This is a genomic window from Vibrio hyugaensis (genome assembly GCF_002906655.1).
GTDB classification, from domain to species: domain Bacteria; phylum Pseudomonadota; class Gammaproteobacteria; order Enterobacterales; family Vibrionaceae; genus Vibrio; species Vibrio hyugaensis.
In genome coordinates, this window is the sequence record NZ_CP025794.1 from 1,577,813 (window position 1) to 1,594,993 (window position 17,181).

Annotated in this window: 19 protein-coding genes; 1 reads left to right on the plus strand and 18 read right to left on the minus strand. The window is 45.5% G+C overall.

All coding sequences use genetic code 11. The features are described 5' to 3' along the window. Nucleotides 1-39: 39 nt before the first annotated feature. The 17 genes from bamB to trmJ all read right to left on the minus strand — a co-directional run bounded on the left by bamB (nucleotide 40) and on the right by trmJ (nucleotide 15,557). A complete protein-coding gene (gene bamB, locus C1S74_RS07880) occupies nucleotides 40-1,200 on the minus strand; it encodes an outer membrane protein assembly factor BamB (protein WP_045400036.1) in 1,161 nt (386 codons plus the stop codon). Nucleotides 1,201-1,212: 12 nt separating this feature from the next. Then, nucleotides 1,213-1,827: a YfgM family protein gene (locus C1S74_RS07885; protein ID WP_045400035.1), complete on the minus strand. Its 615-nt coding sequence runs from the start codon at nucleotides 1,825-1,827 to the stop codon at nucleotides 1,213-1,215. A 125-nt stretch (nucleotides 1,828-1,952) separates the two neighbouring features. Then, nucleotides 1,953-3,221 (minus strand): histidine--tRNA ligase, encoded by a 1,269-nt coding sequence (gene hisS / locus C1S74_RS07890; RefSeq protein ID WP_045400032.1) that lies wholly within the window; start codon nucleotides 3,219-3,221, stop codon nucleotides 1,953-1,955. A gap of 55 nt (nucleotides 3,222-3,276) precedes the next feature. Further along, nucleotides 3,277-4,395 (minus strand): flavodoxin-dependent (E)-4-hydroxy-3-methylbut-2-enyl-diphosphate synthase, encoded by a 1,119-nt coding sequence (gene ispG, locus C1S74_RS07895; RefSeq protein WP_005424674.1) that lies wholly within the window; start codon nucleotides 4,393-4,395, stop codon nucleotides 3,277-3,279. 5 nt (nucleotides 4,396-4,400) lie between these two features. Next, complete coding sequence (rodZ, locus tag C1S74_RS07900; protein ID WP_045400030.1) at nucleotides 4,401-5,357, minus strand: cytoskeleton protein RodZ; 957 nt, start codon at nucleotides 5,355-5,357, stop codon at nucleotides 4,401-4,403. A 413-nt stretch (nucleotides 5,358-5,770) separates the two neighbouring features. After that, complete coding sequence (gene rlmN / locus C1S74_RS07905) at nucleotides 5,771-6,898, minus strand: dual-specificity RNA methyltransferase RlmN (protein WP_038869592.1); 1,128 nt, start codon at nucleotides 6,896-6,898, stop codon at nucleotides 5,771-5,773. Between the two features lie 210 nt (nucleotides 6,899-7,108). Further along, nucleotides 7,109-7,534, minus strand: coding sequence for a nucleoside-diphosphate kinase (gene ndk / locus C1S74_RS07910; RefSeq protein WP_042606296.1), 426 nt, complete (start codon nucleotides 7,532-7,534; stop codon nucleotides 7,109-7,111). A 99-nt stretch (nucleotides 7,535-7,633) separates the two neighbouring features. Next, nucleotides 7,634-8,932, minus strand: coding sequence for an aminopeptidase PepB (gene pepB, locus C1S74_RS07915; RefSeq protein WP_038869587.1), 1,299 nt, complete (start codon nucleotides 8,930-8,932; stop codon nucleotides 7,634-7,636). 171 nt (nucleotides 8,933-9,103) lie between these two features. Continuing rightward, nucleotides 9,104-9,298 carry a Fe-S cluster assembly protein IscX gene (iscX, locus tag C1S74_RS07920; protein ID WP_038869586.1) on the minus strand — a complete coding sequence of 65 codons (195 nt, stop codon included), beginning with the start codon at nucleotides 9,296-9,298 and terminating at the stop codon, nucleotides 9,104-9,106. A 47-nt stretch (nucleotides 9,299-9,345) separates the two neighbouring features. Then, on the minus strand, nucleotides 9,346-9,684 hold the full coding sequence (gene fdx, locus C1S74_RS07925) for an ISC system 2Fe-2S type ferredoxin (RefSeq protein WP_005424889.1): 339 nt from the start codon (nucleotides 9,682-9,684) through the stop codon (nucleotides 9,346-9,348). A gap of 13 nt (nucleotides 9,685-9,697) precedes the next feature. After that, a complete protein-coding gene (hscA, locus tag C1S74_RS07930; RefSeq protein WP_045400027.1) occupies nucleotides 9,698-11,551 on the minus strand; it encodes a Fe-S protein assembly chaperone HscA in 1,854 nt (617 codons plus the stop codon). A 21-nt stretch (nucleotides 11,552-11,572) separates the two neighbouring features. After that, complete coding sequence (hscB, locus tag C1S74_RS07935; RefSeq protein ID WP_045400024.1) at nucleotides 11,573-12,088, minus strand: co-chaperone HscB; 516 nt, start codon at nucleotides 12,086-12,088, stop codon at nucleotides 11,573-11,575. 55 nt (nucleotides 12,089-12,143) lie between these two features. Further along, the gene (gene iscA / locus C1S74_RS07940; protein ID WP_038869579.1) at nucleotides 12,144-12,467 is read right to left on the minus strand and encodes an iron-sulfur cluster assembly protein IscA; all 324 of its coding nucleotides are present in this window, start codon (nucleotides 12,465-12,467) and stop codon (nucleotides 12,144-12,146) included. Nucleotides 12,468-12,541: 74 nt separating this feature from the next. Continuing rightward, nucleotides 12,542-12,925 (minus strand): Fe-S cluster assembly scaffold IscU, encoded by a 384-nt coding sequence (gene iscU, locus C1S74_RS07945; RefSeq protein ID WP_005424883.1) that lies wholly within the window; start codon nucleotides 12,923-12,925, stop codon nucleotides 12,542-12,544. A gap of 37 nt (nucleotides 12,926-12,962) precedes the next feature. After that, nucleotides 12,963-14,177 (minus strand): IscS subfamily cysteine desulfurase, encoded by a 1,215-nt coding sequence (locus C1S74_RS07950; protein WP_045400022.1) that lies wholly within the window; start codon nucleotides 14,175-14,177, stop codon nucleotides 12,963-12,965. Between the two features lie 28 nt (nucleotides 14,178-14,205). Beyond that, on the minus strand, nucleotides 14,206-14,712 hold the full coding sequence (gene iscR / locus C1S74_RS07955; RefSeq protein WP_038881779.1) for a Fe-S cluster assembly transcriptional regulator IscR: 507 nt from the start codon (nucleotides 14,710-14,712) through the stop codon (nucleotides 14,206-14,208). A gap of 125 nt (nucleotides 14,713-14,837) precedes the next feature. After that, complete coding sequence (gene trmJ / locus C1S74_RS07960; protein ID WP_045400020.1) at nucleotides 14,838-15,557, minus strand: tRNA (cytosine(32)/uridine(32)-2'-O)-methyltransferase TrmJ; 720 nt, start codon at nucleotides 15,555-15,557, stop codon at nucleotides 14,838-14,840. Between the two features lie 231 nt (nucleotides 15,558-15,788). Between trmJ and suhB the strand changes: the two genes are divergently transcribed. After that, on the plus strand, nucleotides 15,789-16,592 hold the full coding sequence (gene suhB, locus C1S74_RS07965; protein ID WP_038869570.1) for an inositol-1-monophosphatase: 804 nt from the start codon (nucleotides 15,789-15,791) through the stop codon (nucleotides 16,590-16,592). Nucleotides 16,593-16,663: 71 nt separating this feature from the next. Here suhB and C1S74_RS07970 read toward each other — a convergent pair whose 3' ends face one another. Continuing rightward, a complete protein-coding gene (locus C1S74_RS07970; protein WP_231572692.1) occupies nucleotides 16,664-17,110 on the minus strand; it encodes a hypothetical protein in 447 nt (148 codons plus the stop codon). Nucleotides 17,111-17,181 lie beyond the last annotated feature (71 nt).

Below are 17,181 nucleotides of genomic sequence, written 5' to 3' on the forward strand. Positions count from 1 at the left end.
GTTACCAGCCAGGAGCCGAATGTGAATTATATCACGATATTATTCGTTAATGGTTAGTTTCTTTACATCGCCATTGCGAGTGGTAATCACGTAACCATCTGACAACAGGGTTGGCCCCACAGCGAAACCGCTGTCATCGACAAACTGTTGTGCTACGAACTCACCCGTTGAACGATCCATCCAGTGCAAGTAACCCAATGTGTCACCAACAACAAGATAGTTATCAACAAGAACAGGTGCTGTTAGCTGGCGGTACTCAAGCTTGCTGTTTTCCCAAAGCTCAGTACCACTACGTGCATCAACAGCGACCACATGATCTTTCTCTGTAATCACAAAGATACGACTACCATCTGTCGCAATATCTGTGGCTGATGAGTAGTTACGTTTCCAAATTGGGTTTGCGCTGCGCAAGTCGATAGCAATCAACTGACCGTTGTAACCAACAGTGAAAAGAGTACCGCCAAGAACGATAGGAGAAGAATCTACGTCAACCAGACGATCAATCTCAGTTGCGCCTTTTGGTGTTCCAACCGGCTGTTGCCAAATCAACTGACCGCGTTCAACGATTGCCGCCGCAAGACGTCCATTCGCTGTACCCCAGAATACACCACCACCGATTGCAGTTGGTGTGCTATCGCCACGCAAGGTTAGGTTTGGAACTTCAGTGCTCAGTGCCCAACGTTGCTCACCAGTGCTTTCGTCAAGCGCAATGAGAGTGCCACGGCTAGTATTAACGATGATCAAACCTGAGTCTGCGATTGGCTTCGCCAATACTTCACCGCCAACTTCAATACGCCAAATCACGTCACCAGTTTCTTGGTCAAGCGCGATCACTTCACCGTTTTCAGAACCAATATAAAGATTTTCGTAAGCCGCTGTAATACCGCCAGAAAGACGAGCAATCACATCTTCTTCTAGATTTACTTGCCACTTCTGCTTGCCGTTTTCTGGGTCCAATGCTTTAACTAAACCATCACGACTAGCAACAAACAGAGTGTCATTGGCCATAACAGGAGACAGCTTAGAGAAGTAATGACCTACGCCATCTCCAATTGATGTACTCCATTCACTGTTTGGTGTGAACTGGCTATCTACCTGAGGCAGTGGAGCCATAACAATGGTGTCTTCCTCGCTAGCACAACCGGCAAGAATTCCCACTGTTAATACCCCTAACAAGGCTTTCTTAAAGACTCTTTTCATCCAATGCGGTCCTTATTTCGCCAGATCGTCCAATTTCATTTGTAGCGTCGGGCTAGCATCTGCTGCTTGCTGAGCTTCCGTGTAAGCTGCGTATGCCGCTTCTTTGTCACCTTGACGAAGTGCGATATCACCACGAAGTTCTGCAATGCGACCAGTCCATGCTGCATCTGTTACTTTGCTTAGCTCAGCATTTGCTGCGTCAAAGTTGCCCATTTCCGCTTCAATGCGCGCAATACGGTAGCTGATAAGTGGAGTTAGCGCGGCATCTTTCGTGTTGCTTTGAGCCCATTTCAATTGCTCAAGCGCAGCGGCAAGATCTTTTGCATCAACCTGAACTTTTGCTAATTGAAGTGATGCAAGTACTGAGTACTCTTTCACTTTATTTGAATCAATGAACGCTTGAATATCTGTTTGAGCATCTGCGCCTTTCGTTTGCAAAGCATTCATCGCTGTTGTGTAGCTTTGAGAAGCTGCTTCACTCGCCTGAACGACAGAATCCTGGTAGTAACGCCAGCCAAATAGACCACCTAAACCAACAACCGCACCGATGATGACGGCTTTGCCGTTTTCCTTCCACCAGTCTTTAATGGCTTCAACTTGTTGTTCTTCAGTATCGTAAAGTTCCACTTCCTGTCCTCTTAAAACATGTAAATGGCAGCAAGAGCTACCATTGCTCCTATTCGTCGAAAGGCTCCTATCTTGGGAGCCTCGTTATTACAAATTAGGATATAATCTTTAGCTTATTAAAAGACTTAGATAAGTGCTGCGATCTTCTCAGCAACTTCTGCTTGATTGTAAGTCTCTTGCTCACCACCAACCAAATCTTTTAGTACTACGGTATTATCCGCAACTTCGTTTTCGCCCAGCACTAATGCTACAACAGCACCGACTTTGTCTGCGCGTTTAAACTGTTTCTTGAAGTTACCACCACCGAAGTGATTCATCACACGAACACCTGGGACAGCTTCACGAAGCTGTTCTGCTAGCTTCATGCCTACCATCATTGTGCCTTCGCCAGCTGTCACTACGTAAACATCGACACTTCGACGAACATCGGTTAGCTCTAGTGTTTCTAGCATCAAAACAAGACGCTCTAGGCCCATTGCAAAACCAACTGCTGGTGTTGCGTTACCACCTAATTGTTCTACAAGGCCATCGTAACGACCACCGCCACATACTGTGCCTTGAGCACCTAAGCTCTCAGTGATCCACTCAAATACCGTGCGGTTGTAGTAATCCAGACCACGAACTAGACGCTCGTTAACTGTGTATTCGATACCTGCAGCGTCTAAAAGTTCACATAGACCTGCGAAGTGTGCTTTAGATTCTTCACCTAAGTACTCAGAAAGGCGAGGTGCATCGCCTAAAATAGCCTGAACGTCAGGGTTCTTCGTATCCAGAACTCTCAGTGGGTTCGTGTGCATACGACGCTTACAATCTTCGTCTAGCACATCGATATGTTGCTCAAGGAATGCAACCAGTGCCGTGCGGTAATCTGCGCGATCTTCTTGAGAACCGATAGAGTTAAGCTCAAGACGAACATGTTCATGGATACCCAGCTCACGCCATAGACGTGCTGTCATCATGATAAGCTCAGCATCAACATCTGGACCATTTAGACCGAACACCTCAACACCACACTGGTGGAATTGACGGTAACGACCTTTCTGCGGGCGTTCATGGCGGAACATAGGCCCCATGTACCATAGACGTTGTTCGTCACGGTTGATCAGACTGTTTTGAATACATGCACGTACACAGCCAGCTGTACCTTCAGGGCGAAGTGTTAGGCTGTCTCCGTTACGATCATCAAAGGTGTACATTTCTTTTGAAACGACGTCTGTCTCTTCACCAACCGCGCGGCTGAATAGGTTTGTTTCTTCAACGATTGGCATGCGCACTTCGTTGTAGCCGTATGCGCTCACGGTACTTTTTACTGCGTTTTCAAGTTTCTGCCACAGCGGAGACTGAGTTGGAAGGCAGTCGTTCATGCCTCGGATTGCTTGGATTTTCTTTGCCACAATAATTACCGTCGCTTAGTAACCCGAGCACACTTAGCGTGCTCAAGCTATGAGATTAATCTTCTTGTTTGATATCGATGCGGTTAGCTTGGTCTAATACAGACGCTTTCGCACGGATTTTCGCTTCTAGCTGGTTCACTAGATCATCGTTGTCGAAACGCTCTTTCTGACGTTTGCCGTCTTCGTAGAATGCGCTCTTCTTATTGCTGCCAGCTAGACCTAGGTGTGAAACCTCAGCTTCACCTGGGCCGTTTACTACACAGCCGATGATAGACACATCCATAGGTGTGATGATGTCTTCTAGACGCTCTTCCAGTGCGTTAACTGTGTTAATCACGTCGAACTCCTGACGTGAACAGCTTGGACAAGCAATAAAGTTGATGCCACGTGAGCGAATACGCAAAGACTTAAGAATATCAAAGCCAACTTTGATCTCTTCTACTGGATCTGCCGCCAATGAGATACGTAGCGTATCACCGATGCCTTCAGCCAAAAGCATACCAAGACCAACCGATGACTTAACAGCGCCAGCTCTTGCACCACCTGCTTCGGTGATACCTAGGTGTAGTGGCTGGTCAATCTGTTTTGCCAATAGACGGTATGAATCCACCGCTAGGAACACATCCGACGCTTTCACACTGACTTTAAACTGGTCAAAGTTAAGACGATCTAGATGATCCACGTGACGCATCGCCGACTCTACCAATGCCTCTGGCGTTGGCTCACCGTATTTCATCTGCAGATCTTTTTCCAAAGAACCACCGTTTACACCAATACGGATAGGGATGTTTTTGTCACGGGCACAATCAACAACAGAGCGAATACGCTCTTCGTTTCCGATGTTACCTGGGTTGATACGCAAACAATCAACACCGTACTCTGCCACTTTCAGGGCGATACGGTAGTCAAAGTGAATGTCCGCAACTAACGGCACAGACACTTGCTGTTTGATGAGCTTAAAAGCTTCCGCAGCATCCATAGTAGGAACAGAAACACGTACAATGTCTGCACCCACTTTTTCTAATGCTCGGATTTGTGCGACTGTAGCTTCCACATCAGTCGTGCGAGTGTTTGTCATTGACTGTACAGCAATCGGTGCACCATCACCAATTGGCACATCACCCACATAAATACGCGTCGATTTACGACGAATAATTGGAGATTCGTGTTGCATAATATTTATAACGGTAAAGTGAATCTAGCGACTTTGCCTGAAGTATACCCAGAAAGGTCGACAGGTTCACTTGCAAATGTCATGGTTACGCCTTCTGGTGCGCCTAATATCACTTTAAAAGGTGCTTTTCCGGCAAGTTCTACGTCTTGACCCGGTTTACGGGTCCCGCTTACTAGCGTTTTGCCATTCGAGTCCTTAACCTGAATCCAGCAGTCTGCTTTAAACTTCATGGTTAATAACGTCATGCCCTCTGGCACAACAGGCGTCATTGGTTCTTGAGTTGCTTGAGCATCTTCGATGACCGCAACAGGCTCTTCTGCCACAGCTTCTGTCACCGCTTCTTCAGTTGCTGCTACCGCGCTTTCTGCTTTACTTACCGTCTCGTCAGCAGATGAAACGGCTTCAGTAACTTCTACCACTGGCGCAACTTCCGCAGGCGTGCTTGCGATAAGTTCATCGGCACTCATTAGATCGATATCAGCATCGTCCGCTGTTTGTTCCGTTTCTGAACTTGATTCTGTCACAACTTGAGCAAGGCTGTTTTCTTGCTGGTTCTGCCACCACCAAGCGCCAGAGATACCAGTAATCACAATCGCAATCGCCCATGTGAGCAGCATAATTCGGCTATTGTGTTTCTCGTGTTTGGTTTTACGAGAGAAACTTTGCATCTCTGTTTCTTGTGGCTTAACGTGAACTTCAGAAGTTTGCTCTAAAGCTGCCAAAACAATCTTTTCATCAAGCCCAACAAGCTTTGCATAAGAACGTAAGTAACCACGAGTAAACGTAGTAACTTGCTGTGCTTCAAATCGATTGTTTTCAATATCTTCAATAACAGAAACGCGAAGTCTTAGGCGATCAGCAACATGCTTCTGAGTCATCCCTAGAGATTCGCGTTTGTTTTTTAGTAACGTGCCAGCTTCCATAGAAAGCGGGACTTCATTGGTGTTTTCGTGTTCTGTCATAATGGCGGTATTTAATCTGTTTGGTGGCTAACACAGTTATTTATTTTCGTTTTTGTTCTTAAGCCTCACTTAAAGATAGCTAGCCTAAACGCGTTAACCAAAATAATCTTTTAGAAATTCTCAGTGTTCAGAGTATGAATGCTCGCTTGCAATGAATCAGCAAACGTAATTGAGAGAATACTGAGAATAGTCAGTGTCTTTGTTATATTTCGCTCACCATGATAAGCGAATGTATAAGGAAGACAAAAACTCTTTGCTCTCAAATTAACAGATAGCTCAAGCTTTTGTCCAAAAATTGACACAGCTAAGTAATATTTCTACTCACAACGCTGTGTCTATAAGGATACAGTGTAGATATTACAAACAAAATAGCCAGAGCATAAGGCTCTGGCTATTCAAGAATTTGTTACAACTTATACTGCTTTTACGTCGATGGTTTCTGCACCACGCGCAGCTTTTAGAGATGCTGTACGTTTGGTGCGGTCAATAACATCACCAACTAACTGCCCGCATGCGGCATCAATATCATCACCACGCGTTTTACGAACCGTTACCGTGTGTTCGTATTGCATCAATGTTTTCTGGAAACGGTCGATGCGTGAGTTACTTGGTTTTTTGTAAGGAGAACCTGGATACGGGTTAAACGGAATCAGGTTGATCTTACATGGCGTATCTTTCATTAGCTCCGCAAGTTCACGAGCGTGGTCCATATCATCATTCACATGATCAAGTAGTACGTACTCAACGGTTACTTTTCCGCGGTTAGCATTCGATGAAGCGATGTAACGACGAACTGATGCAAGGAAATCTTGAATGTCCCAACGGTCGTTGATCGGCATAATTTGGCTACGTAGTTCATCGTTTGGCGCGTGTAGAGAGATCGCCAATGCGACGTCAATTTTACCCGTCATCTGATCAAGACCAGAAACCACACCAGAAGTAGATACGGTGACACGACGTTTAGACAAGCCAAAACCAAGATCATCAAGCATGATTTCAAGCGCAGGGATAAGGTTCTTCATGTTTAGAAGAGGCTCACCCATGCCCATCATTACCACGTTAGTGATTGGGCGACGACCGGTTTCTTTTTGCAAACCAACTTCGCGCGCAGCACGCCATACCTGACCAATGATTTCAGAGACTTTTAGGTTACGGTTGAAACCCTGTTGAGCGGTTGAACAGAACTTACATTCCAGCGCACAACCTACCTGAGACGATACACATAATGTCGCACGATCTTCTTCTGGGATATAAACCGTTTCTACGTCCTGATCACCAACCTTCATCGCCCACTTGATTGTGCCGTCTGAAGAGTGCTGAGCTTCTGCTACCGTTGGTGCTTTGATTTCGCACTTGTGTTGCAGTTTTTCACGTAGCTTCTTGTTGATGTTCGTCATGTTATCGAAGTCATCAACACCGAAATGGTAGATCCACTTCATAACCTGATCCGCACGGAACGCTTTTTCGCCTAGCTCTTCCGCGAAAAATTGACGCATGCCTTTGCGATCAAAGTCGAGTAGATTGATTTTTTCAGTGGTCATGTTGCCTCTCAATGACTGAAACAAGAATAAGGGCGCGAATTGTACAGCCTTTATGCAGCTACAACAAGGGCTCTAAGACCCTGAGTTTGCTAAGGCATTAAAATCTTATAGATTAAATTTTAGACAATAGGTGTAATCAGTTCTCAGTCAATTTTCGATAATAAAAAGCCCCGGAAAATTCCGAGGCTCAACATTCATATTAGAACAAGATTAACGCGGGCAAATCTCTGACTCAGGGAAGAAGAATTCAATCTCACGAGCTGCAGATGCAGGACTGTCTGAGCCATGAACAGAGTTGTAACGCATACTAAGTGCGTAGTCTGCACGGATAGTGCCACATGCCGCTTCTTCTGGATTTGTTTTCCCCATTAGCTCACGGTAACGAGCGATTGCATCTTCACCTTCCAAAACCTGAACCATGATAGGGCCAGATGTCATGAACTCTTTCAGTGCAGGGAAAAAAGGTTTGCCTTCATGTTCTGCGTAAAAACCGCTCGCCTGTTCTTCTGTCAGATGAACCATTTTTGCAGCAACGATGCGTAGACCAGCTTTTTCAATGCGGTGGTAGATCTCACCAATCAGATTGCGTTCTACAGCGTCGGGCTTAACAATTGAAAACGTTCTTTCTAGAGCCATAAAGTTTCCTTTTTGTACTTGTAATAATAGTTTTATATGAGGGACTTGCGTCTCTCTTAGTTATACCAGTACAGACAAAAGTCTGCACTGGCAAAAGTCTTATTTTGTGGCTTGTTCGTTTAGGAAACGGGCAAGAGTACGAACCCCCATACCTGTCGCACCAGCAGACCATTTATCTGACGCTGACTTACGGTAGGTACCCGCGCAATCAAAATGCAACCAACCTTTCTTGTAATCTTCAACGAAGTAAGACAAGAATGCCGCGGCAGTGCTCGCACCAGGAGAGTAATCACCAGAACTGATGTTAGACAGGTCAGCAAAGTTTGATGGCAGCATGCCACGGTGGAAATCAGCAAGAGGTAGTGGCCACAGACCTTCTTTCTCTTGGTTCGCGGCCGTTAGCGCTTGATGAGAAAGCTCGTCATCAAAACTCATTAGTGCATGGTAATCATTACCTAGTGCGTTCTTCGCTGCGCCTGTCAGCGTTGCACAGTCAATGATGAGCTCTGGGGTTTGCTCACTTGCGTAAATAAGACCATCAGCAAGTACCAAGCGCCCTTCGGCGTCGGTGTTCATGATCTCAACCGTCTTACCGTTTTTGTAGGTAATGATGTCGCCAAGTTTAAGCGCACGACCAGATACCATGTTCTCAGCACAACAAAGAATCAGCTTCACACGCTTGTTCAGACCACGAAGAATAGCGAGACCAAGACCACCAGTAATCGTACCTGAACCGCCCATATCAGCCTTCATTGCCGTCATGAAGTTTGATGGCTTAAGGCTGTAGCCGCCTGAATCAAAGGTAATGCCTTTACCAACTAAACATGCAAATACCGGTGCGTTTTCATCACCTGTTGGATTGTAGTCAAGTTGCAGCATTGCTGACGTTCGCTCAGAACCACGACCCACTGCGTAGATACCTTCCCAGCCTTCCGACAGTAGGTCTTTATCTTTTACGATACGAGCAGTAACTGTACCTTGAGGCGCCACAGATTTGATGAATTCCGCAGCCATGGTTGCCAGTTGACGAGGGGCAACTTCTTCTGCTGTTTTGTTGATAATGTCACGAGTAAAGTCGGTTGCAGTGATGCGAGCATGAAGCTCAGCTTGGTCTTTTTCAGACAGAGCAATCCACTCTAATGTGCCGTGTTTTTTCGGGTTGCGGTAACCTTGGTGGAAAGCCCAAACGCTTTCAACATCCCAGTTATCACCAGCAAGTAGAATTGAACGAATTCCTTGGCCATCTAGTTGACGAGCTGCACGTTGGACTGCGCCAAGATCATGCCCTTCACCTAGGTGAATCGTTGCGCCATTTTCAGCGAAAGAAAGCAATGCTTTGTCGCCCCAATGTGGTGCCGCTGGTTCTTGGCTTAGAAATACAGACATCTGTGTAGACATGGTTTCTCCTTGTCTTATAACGGCGTTGCCTACGCCTCTTCTTTTTAATAACTAACGGATGTTAGCATTATGTAGGGTAAAAATGTCAACTTGATAAAAAAACGGACCTTGAGGTCCGCTTTTTTTAGTGAGAATTGTTAACTCTGCTGCGTTTTACCGCCGAATCGAGCATTAGTCAGCTTCATCCATCCAGCACAAGATAACGGCTTCTAGGATCTTTTCATTAGAACGGTTTGGTTCATCGTCAAACTCTTCCAATTCAGTGATCCATTGATGTAAATCCGTAAAACGTACCGTTTTAGGATCCGTATCAGGAAACTTGTCACAAAGCTCAATCGCGATGTCGCGAGAATCTGTCCATTTCATTGCTCATCTTCCTTTTGCTTCGCCCCTATATTATTGGGGAGATAGTATTAGTGATCTTCTGACGCGTGGTTCAACGTGTATTTCGGAATCTCAACAACCAAATCTTCATCAGCGACCTTCGCTTGGCAACCTAAGCGAGATTCTGGTTCCAGACCCCATGCTTTATCTAGCATATCGTCTTCTAGTTCTTCACTCTCTTCCAGTGAATCAAAACCTTCACGAATGATCACGTGGCAAGTTGTACAAGCACATGACTTTTCACATGCGTGTTCAATACCGATACCGTTTTTCAGTGCTACGTCTAGAACGGTGTCACCAGTGTTTGCTTCCAACACTGCACCTTCTGGGCACAAATCTTCGTGCGGTAATACAATAATCTTAGGCATAACTACTTATCTCTTATATATCATTAACTGACTGACCAGACAGTGCAGCTCGAATTGATTTATCCATACGTCGCGACGCAAAGTCTTGGCTTGCTTTGTCGGTGTCTTTAATACCTTGTTCGATTGCTGCGACATCGTCGCCATTGCGCAACTCGATCAACGCTTCAATAACTTTAACTAATGCTTGTTTTTCTTGCTCTGACAGCAATTCATCGCCATCAGCTTGCATTGCCGCAATCAAGCCCTCAATCACTCGGTCAGCTTCAACACATTGCTCCGCTAGAGCTCGAGCTTGCATGTCTTCTTTCGCAAACGCCATTGAATCACGTAGCATGTTCGCGACTTCGTTATCACTCAGACCGTACGAAGGCTTCACCTGAATCTCAGATTGTACGCCTGTGCTTTTCTCCATCGCGGTCACGGACAATAGACCGTCAGCATCCACTTGATAAGTCACGCGAATGTGTGCTGCACCTGCTGCCATTGGAGGAATGCCTTTCAATGAGAAACGAGCTAGTGAACGGCAATCGTCCACCATTTCACGTTCACCTTGAACGGTGTGCACTGTCATAGCCGTTTGACCATCTTTAAATGTGGTAAATTCTTGCGCTCGTGCTACTGGGATTGTGGTGTTACGAGGAATAATTTTCTCAACCAGACCACCCATGGTTTCAATACCAAGAGACAATGGGATGACGTCAAGCAGAAGCATTTCAGAATCAGGTTTGTTACCTGCCAAAATATCCGCTTGGATACCGGCACCGATTGCGACGACTTCGTCTGGATTGATCGTAGTAAGCGGTTTGCGACCAAAGAAGTCACCGACCATTTCGCGAACAAGTAACGTTCGTGTTGAGCCACCCACCATTACGGCTTCAAGTACATCTTCTGCATCGACATCTGCATCTTTCAATGCTCGACGACAAGACATCAGCGTTTTCTTAACCAGAGGACGAATCAAATCTTCGAACTGCTCACGAGTCACTGAGCCTTTCCAGCCAAATACATCAACATCAACGCGGTCTTGCTCAGAGAACGCAATTTTCGTCTCGGTTGCAATGTTCAGCAACGCACGGTTTTTCTCAGCAGAAAGCGGCGCTTCTAAGCCAGCTTGCTCCATCAGGTAGTCTGCTAAAAGATGGTCAAAGTCATCACCACCTAGCGCCGAGTCACCACCTGTTGCTAATACTTCAAATACGCCTTTCGACAAGCGTAGGATAGAGATATCAAACGTACCACCACCCAAGTCGTAAACCGCAATAACGCCTTCTTGGCCAGAATCTAAACCGTAAGCAATCGCAGCCGCTGTTGGCTCGTTAAGCAGACGTAGTACATGAAGACCAGCCAATTTCGCCGCGTCTTTTGTACCTGCACGTTGAGCGTCATCAAAGTAAGCTGGAACAGTAATTACCACGCCAGCTAATTCACCACCTAGCGTTTCTTCTGCACGCTTGCCAAGCGCTTTAAGAATGTCGGCGGACACTTCAATCGGGTTTTTGTCACCTTGAGCGGTTTGCAGAATTGGCAGACCGTTGTCGCTTTCTTTAAATTGGTAAGGCAAAGATGGGTAGCGAGCTTGAATGTCTTTTAATGAACGGCCGAGCAGACGTTTTACCGAGATGATGGTGTTTGCTGGTTCTAGCTCTGCTTTTGCTTTGGCATCGTAACCAACTGACGCTGAATCTTGCGTGTAGTTTACCACTGAAGGCAAAATGCTACGGCCTTGGTCGTCTGTCAGTGTTTTTGCGTCGCCGCTTCGAACTGATGCAACCAAAGAGTTAGTGGTACCTAAGTCGATACCCGCTGCTAACTTATGCTCATGAGGTGCCGAGCTTTGGCCCGGTTCTGCGATTTGAAGTAGTGCCATGATGGGTCCTTGTCACGCTAACTAGCCGAGGAGTTTGTCTTCAACCAGTTCAATTTCGTTCTTTAGTTTGGCAATAAATTTGAGTTTTCGAACTCGGTCTGCGGCTTCTGGCCAAAGACTATTATCAAGTTCTTTTTCTACACTCGCCAAATGCTGTTTGTACATTTTGCTGACCTTAGAGTCGAAGTCAAAAAGCGCTGATTCCGGATCAGAGCTGTCAGCAATTTCTTCCAATTCTTCACGCAATTCCATTTGTTCCATCAAGAACATTGGGTCTTGCATAGTTTGTTGTTCACCACGGATTTCAATGCCATTTTCAGCCAAGAGATATTCCGCACGTGAAATAGGCTGCTTTAGAATTTGATAAGCATCGTTAATTTGCGCTGCTTTTTGTACCGCCATCAAGCGATCACGCTCAGAAGCAGTAGCAAAGTTATCTGGGTGGAAGCGTTTTTGTAGTTCTCGGAACTGAGAAGAAAGAAGGCTACCATCCAGCTTAAACTGACTTGGTAGCCCAAATAATTCAAAGTGATTCATTAAGATCGGGTCCTAGTAAAGCCTTCTGGACTCGGTCGCCCAGAAGGACGAACAATTAGACGTTGAAGCTTTCACCACAACCACATTCACTTTTTGCATTCGGGTTGTTGAATTCAAAGCCTTCATTCAACCCTTCCTTCACGTAATCTAACTCGGTACCGTCTAAGTACACCAAGCTCTTCTGATCGATAATGATTTTCACACCTGAAAGGTCAAATACTTCATCTTCTTCGTTAAGATCATCGACAAACTCAAGTACGTAAGCCATGCCGGAACAGCCTGTCGTCTTCACTCCAAGACGCAAACCGACACCCTTGCCTCGGTTGTCTAGAAATGCTTTTACGCGACTTGCCGCTGTTTCTGTCATTGTGATGGCCATACTGCACCTTAAGTTTGTCTAAATTACGTTTTGGAATGGGAGCGTTTTAAGGGCTCCCATTATATACGGAATACTTATTCCTGGTGTTTTTTCTTGTAGTCAGCAACTGCTGCTTTGATTGCGTCTTCCGCTAGGATTGAGCAGTGTACTTTCACTGGTGGAAGTTCTAGCTCTTCGGCAATCTCTGAGTTTTTGATAGATGCTGCTTCGTCGATAGACTTGCCTTTTACCCACTCAGTTACTAGTGAGCTTGAAGCAATCGCACTACCACAACCGTATGTTTTAAACTTCGCGTCTTCAATGATGCCTTCTGGCGTCACTTTGATTTGAAGTTTCATTACGTCACCACAAGCTGGTGCGCCAACCATGCCGCTGCCTACTGATGGGTCTTCTTTATCGAAAGAACCAACGTTACGTGGGTTCTCATAGTGATCAATTACTTTTTCGCTGTATGCCATGATAAATTACCTCGAATCCTCTATTCAGTCCGTGAGATTAATGGTGAGCCCATTCAACAGTGCTCAGATCAACCCCTTCCTTGTACATATCCCATAGAGGAGACATGTCGCGTAGCTTAGTCACTGCAACGCGGATTTGTTCAATTGCGTAATCAATTTCTGCTTCAGTTGTGAAACGACCGAATGAGAAACGTACTGAGCTGTGCGCCAATTCATCGTCTAAACCAAGAGCACGAAGAACGTAAGATGGCTCTAGGCTCGCTGATGTACAAGCACTACCAGAAGAGACTGCTAGGTCTTTTAGTGACATCAGTAGAGATTCGCCTTCTACGAATGCAAAGCTCACGTTTAGGTTGTGTGGAACACGCTGTTCTAGATCACCATTCACCGTTACTGCTTCTAGATCTTTAACGCCATCTAGAAGACGGTTACGAAGTGCTAATGCGTGATCGTAATCTTTTTGCATGTCTTCTTTTGCTACGCGGAACGCTTCACCCATACCTACGATCTGGTGAGTTGGAAGTGTACCCGAGCGGAAACCACGCTCATGACCGCCACCGTGCATTTGCGCCTCAAGACGGATACGAGGTTTGCGACGTACGTAAAGTGCGCCGATACCTTTAGGACCGTAAGCTTTGTGCGCAGAAAGTGAAATCAGGTCAACCTTCATTTCTTGTACGTCGATTGGCAGTTTGCCAGCAGATTGAGCAGCATCGACGTGGAATACGATCTTACGCTCGCGACACAGTTCACCGATAGCAGTGATGTCTTGAATAACGCCGATTTCGTTGTTTACGTGCATGATAGACACTAATACTGTGTCCTCACGCATTGCCGCTTGCAGCTTGTCTAGATCAACTAGGCCGTTTGCTTCTGGCTCTAGGTAAGTCACTTCAAAGCCTTCACGTTCTAGTTGACGACATGGGTCAAGAACGGCTTTGTGCTCTGTTTTACAAGTGATTACGTGTTTACCCTTCTTAGAGTAAAAGTGAGCCGCACCTTTGATTGCAAGGTTGTCTGACTCAGTCGCACCTGATGTAAATACGATTTCGCGAGGATCTGCATTTAGAAGGTCAGCAATTTGCTCACGAGCAGTATCTACAGCTTCTTCTGCCTGCCAGCCATAACGGTGCGAACGCGAAGCTGGGTTGCCAAATGTGCCATCCATTGTCATGTACTGAACCATTTTTTCAGCAACACGAGGATCGACTGGACATGTAGCGGAATAATCAAGATAAATCGGCAGTTTCATTCTCTACTCCAATGTAAAATGCTGACCGCTAAGAGCGGACGTTTACACCGATGGGCGCGGTGGTTGTATTTTTGTTTGATAACCCATGAGTGACCACAAGATCAATGTCCTGACGATCAGAAATTTCTAAGACTTCATTATCTGTCATTAGCTCACCGAGCGTAATGTTATTTAAGAAGTCACTAATACGAGAGCTTAGGTCACGCCACAAAGTGTGGGTTAAGCAGCGAGTGCCACCTTGGCAGTCGCCTTTGCCTTGGCATTTGGTTGCGTCAACTGACTCATCAACCGCTGCGATAACAGTGCCAATAGCAATGCTGTGAGCGTCAGTACCAAGTCGGTAACCACCGCCAGGACCACGAACGCTGGCAACAAGACCGGCTTTGCGCAATTTTGAAAAAAGCTGCTCTAAGTATGAGAGCGAGATACCCTGACGCTCTGAGATATCTGCTAGAGGTACTGGGTTTTGTTGCGAGTGCAGTGCCACATCCAGCATGGCCGTCACCGCATATCTTCCTTTAGATGTAAGTTTCATACCACACCGTATCCACATCGTTTGTAATGATTAGGATTTTTCCATACCCGACTAAAATGGTCAAGTATTTATTTGACTAAAATAGTCAGGTATTCATCCTTACACCTAAAGTGGTTATTCTTTGTTCAGAGTTTCTTTTCAATCGCCGTCAAAACACCACGCAAAATATTAAGCTCTTGAGCCTCTGGTCGAGCTCGTGAATACAAACGACGAAGCTTGTTCATCACCTGACCAGGCTGTTCTTTGCTAATAAATTGGGTCTCCACCATTACTTTTTCAAGGTGTTCGAAGAACATTTCTAATTCTTTATGGCGAGGGTACTCTTCAGGCTCACTTGGCGTGTACTGGCTTTGTTCTAGGTTGAGGTGTGCAACACGCACTTCATAGCTCAGCGTCTGTACGGCCATCGCTAAGTTGAGCGAGCTGTATTCAGGGTTAGCTGGAATGCAAACATGGTAGTGACACTTCTGCAATTCTTCATTAGTGAGGCCTGTTCTTTCTCGGCCAAATACCAATGCAACAGGGTGCTTTTGACCTTCAACGGCAAACTTTTCACCACATTCACGTGGTTCAAGCATTGGCCATTCTAAAGTGCGTGAACGTGCACTAGAACCCACCACTAGACCACAATCTTCAATGGCGTCTTCTAGTGTTTTTACTACCTTGGCATTTTGTGCAATATCACCTGCCCCTGCCGCTAGTGCTAGGGTTTGGTCGTCGACCTCACATTGCGGATCAACCAATACAAGCTGGCTTAAACCCATGACTTTCATTGCTCGAGCTGCCGAGCCAATGTTGCCTGAATGAGAAGTTCCGACGAGTACGACTTTTACTTGATCCAACATCTGTGATTGCTACCTAAATTAAAACCGAAGGATGTTACCATAATTTTTTAACACACCCTAGGGTGAAGCAGGTTTCTATTCGCATTCTCATCAATTGTTTTTCAGCTTTAAGGTAGAGCCAATAGTGCGGCTTTCACATGCGGCCAAAAAATAACCACTTCCCTTTTCTCTGCACTCTGGTATACTCGCCGCCGCTTTAAATTGTTCTTTAACATCCGTTGGGAAATTCGTATGCATCCAATGCTAAACATTGCTATTCGCGCTGCGCGAAAAGCAGGCAATCATATTGCTAAATCATTAGAAAACACAGATAAAGTTGAGTCTACGCTAAAAGGCACTAATGACTTTGTTACTAACGTAGACAAAGAAGCAGAAGCTATCATCATTGATACTATCAAGCACTCTTACCCAGAGCACTGTATCGTTGCTGAAGAAGCTGGTCTTATCGAAGGTAAAGATAAAGACGTACAATGGATCATCGACCCACTGGATGGCACCAATAACTTTGTAAAAGGTTACCCAACTTTCGCAGTATCTATCGCGGTTCGCTTCAAAGGTAAAACTGAAGTGGCTTGTGTATACGATCCAATGCAAAACGAGCTATTCACTGCACAACGTGGTGCTGGCGCTCAACTAAACAACGCTCGTATTCGTGTAGCTCAACTGAAAGACCTTCAAGGTACTGTTCTAGCAACTGGCTTCCCATTCAAACAGAAGCAACACGCTGAGTCTTACATCAAAATCGTAGGTTCTCTATTCACTGAATGTGCTGACTTCCGTCGTAGCGGCTCTGCTGCTCTTGACCTATGTTACGTGGCTGCAGGCCGTGTTGATGGTTACTTCGAACTAGGTCTAAAACCTTGGGATATGGCAGCAGGTGAGCTTATCGCTCGTGAAGCTGGTGCAATCCTAACTGACTTTGCTGGCGGCACTGAGTACATGAAGTCTGGCAACATCGTTGCTTCTAGCGCTCGTGGCGTTAAATCAATGCTTAAACACATCCGTGAAAACGGCAACAGCGCGATCCTTAAGTAAGATTCTGAAGTCATACTAAGCCCGTCACGCTGATGACTTTTGAATAGCCCCGCTCATTGAGCGGGGCTTTTTTATTTCGAGCAATCTGCCTGTTGGTAAAAACGGTCGTAGTCAGGTAAGTAGTCTATTTTTGCGTGCTTAACCTTCCATATTTTTTCCTTCATTAGAAACTGCAACGAAACCGTGACTGGCTGGTATACATCGCCAAAGCCGTTTACGGAAAGACACCCAACTCCTCCATCCTCACTGTATGCTTCAAAGTAAGACAGCTCCGTAATCAAACTTGATGGGATGGATGACAAAAATGGAAATTGATGACCAAATTTTATTGGGTGAGACTGAATTTCTCGTTTCTCTTTAGGGGAAAGCTCTAGCTCTGCAATAACCTTCAATACCTCTTCATATTGCATCTGATACAAGTCTTTTCTGATCGTTAAGTAGGTTTCATGGAGTTGACCTGCAACAGCACCTGGTACATTCATGATAACCAAACAGAAAAAAGATAACCCAAACTTCATCACCATCTTTATACTGAGCTCGAAAAAGCCCTGCTCTCCTATCAATCTTGAAACAAAGAAACATAGACATT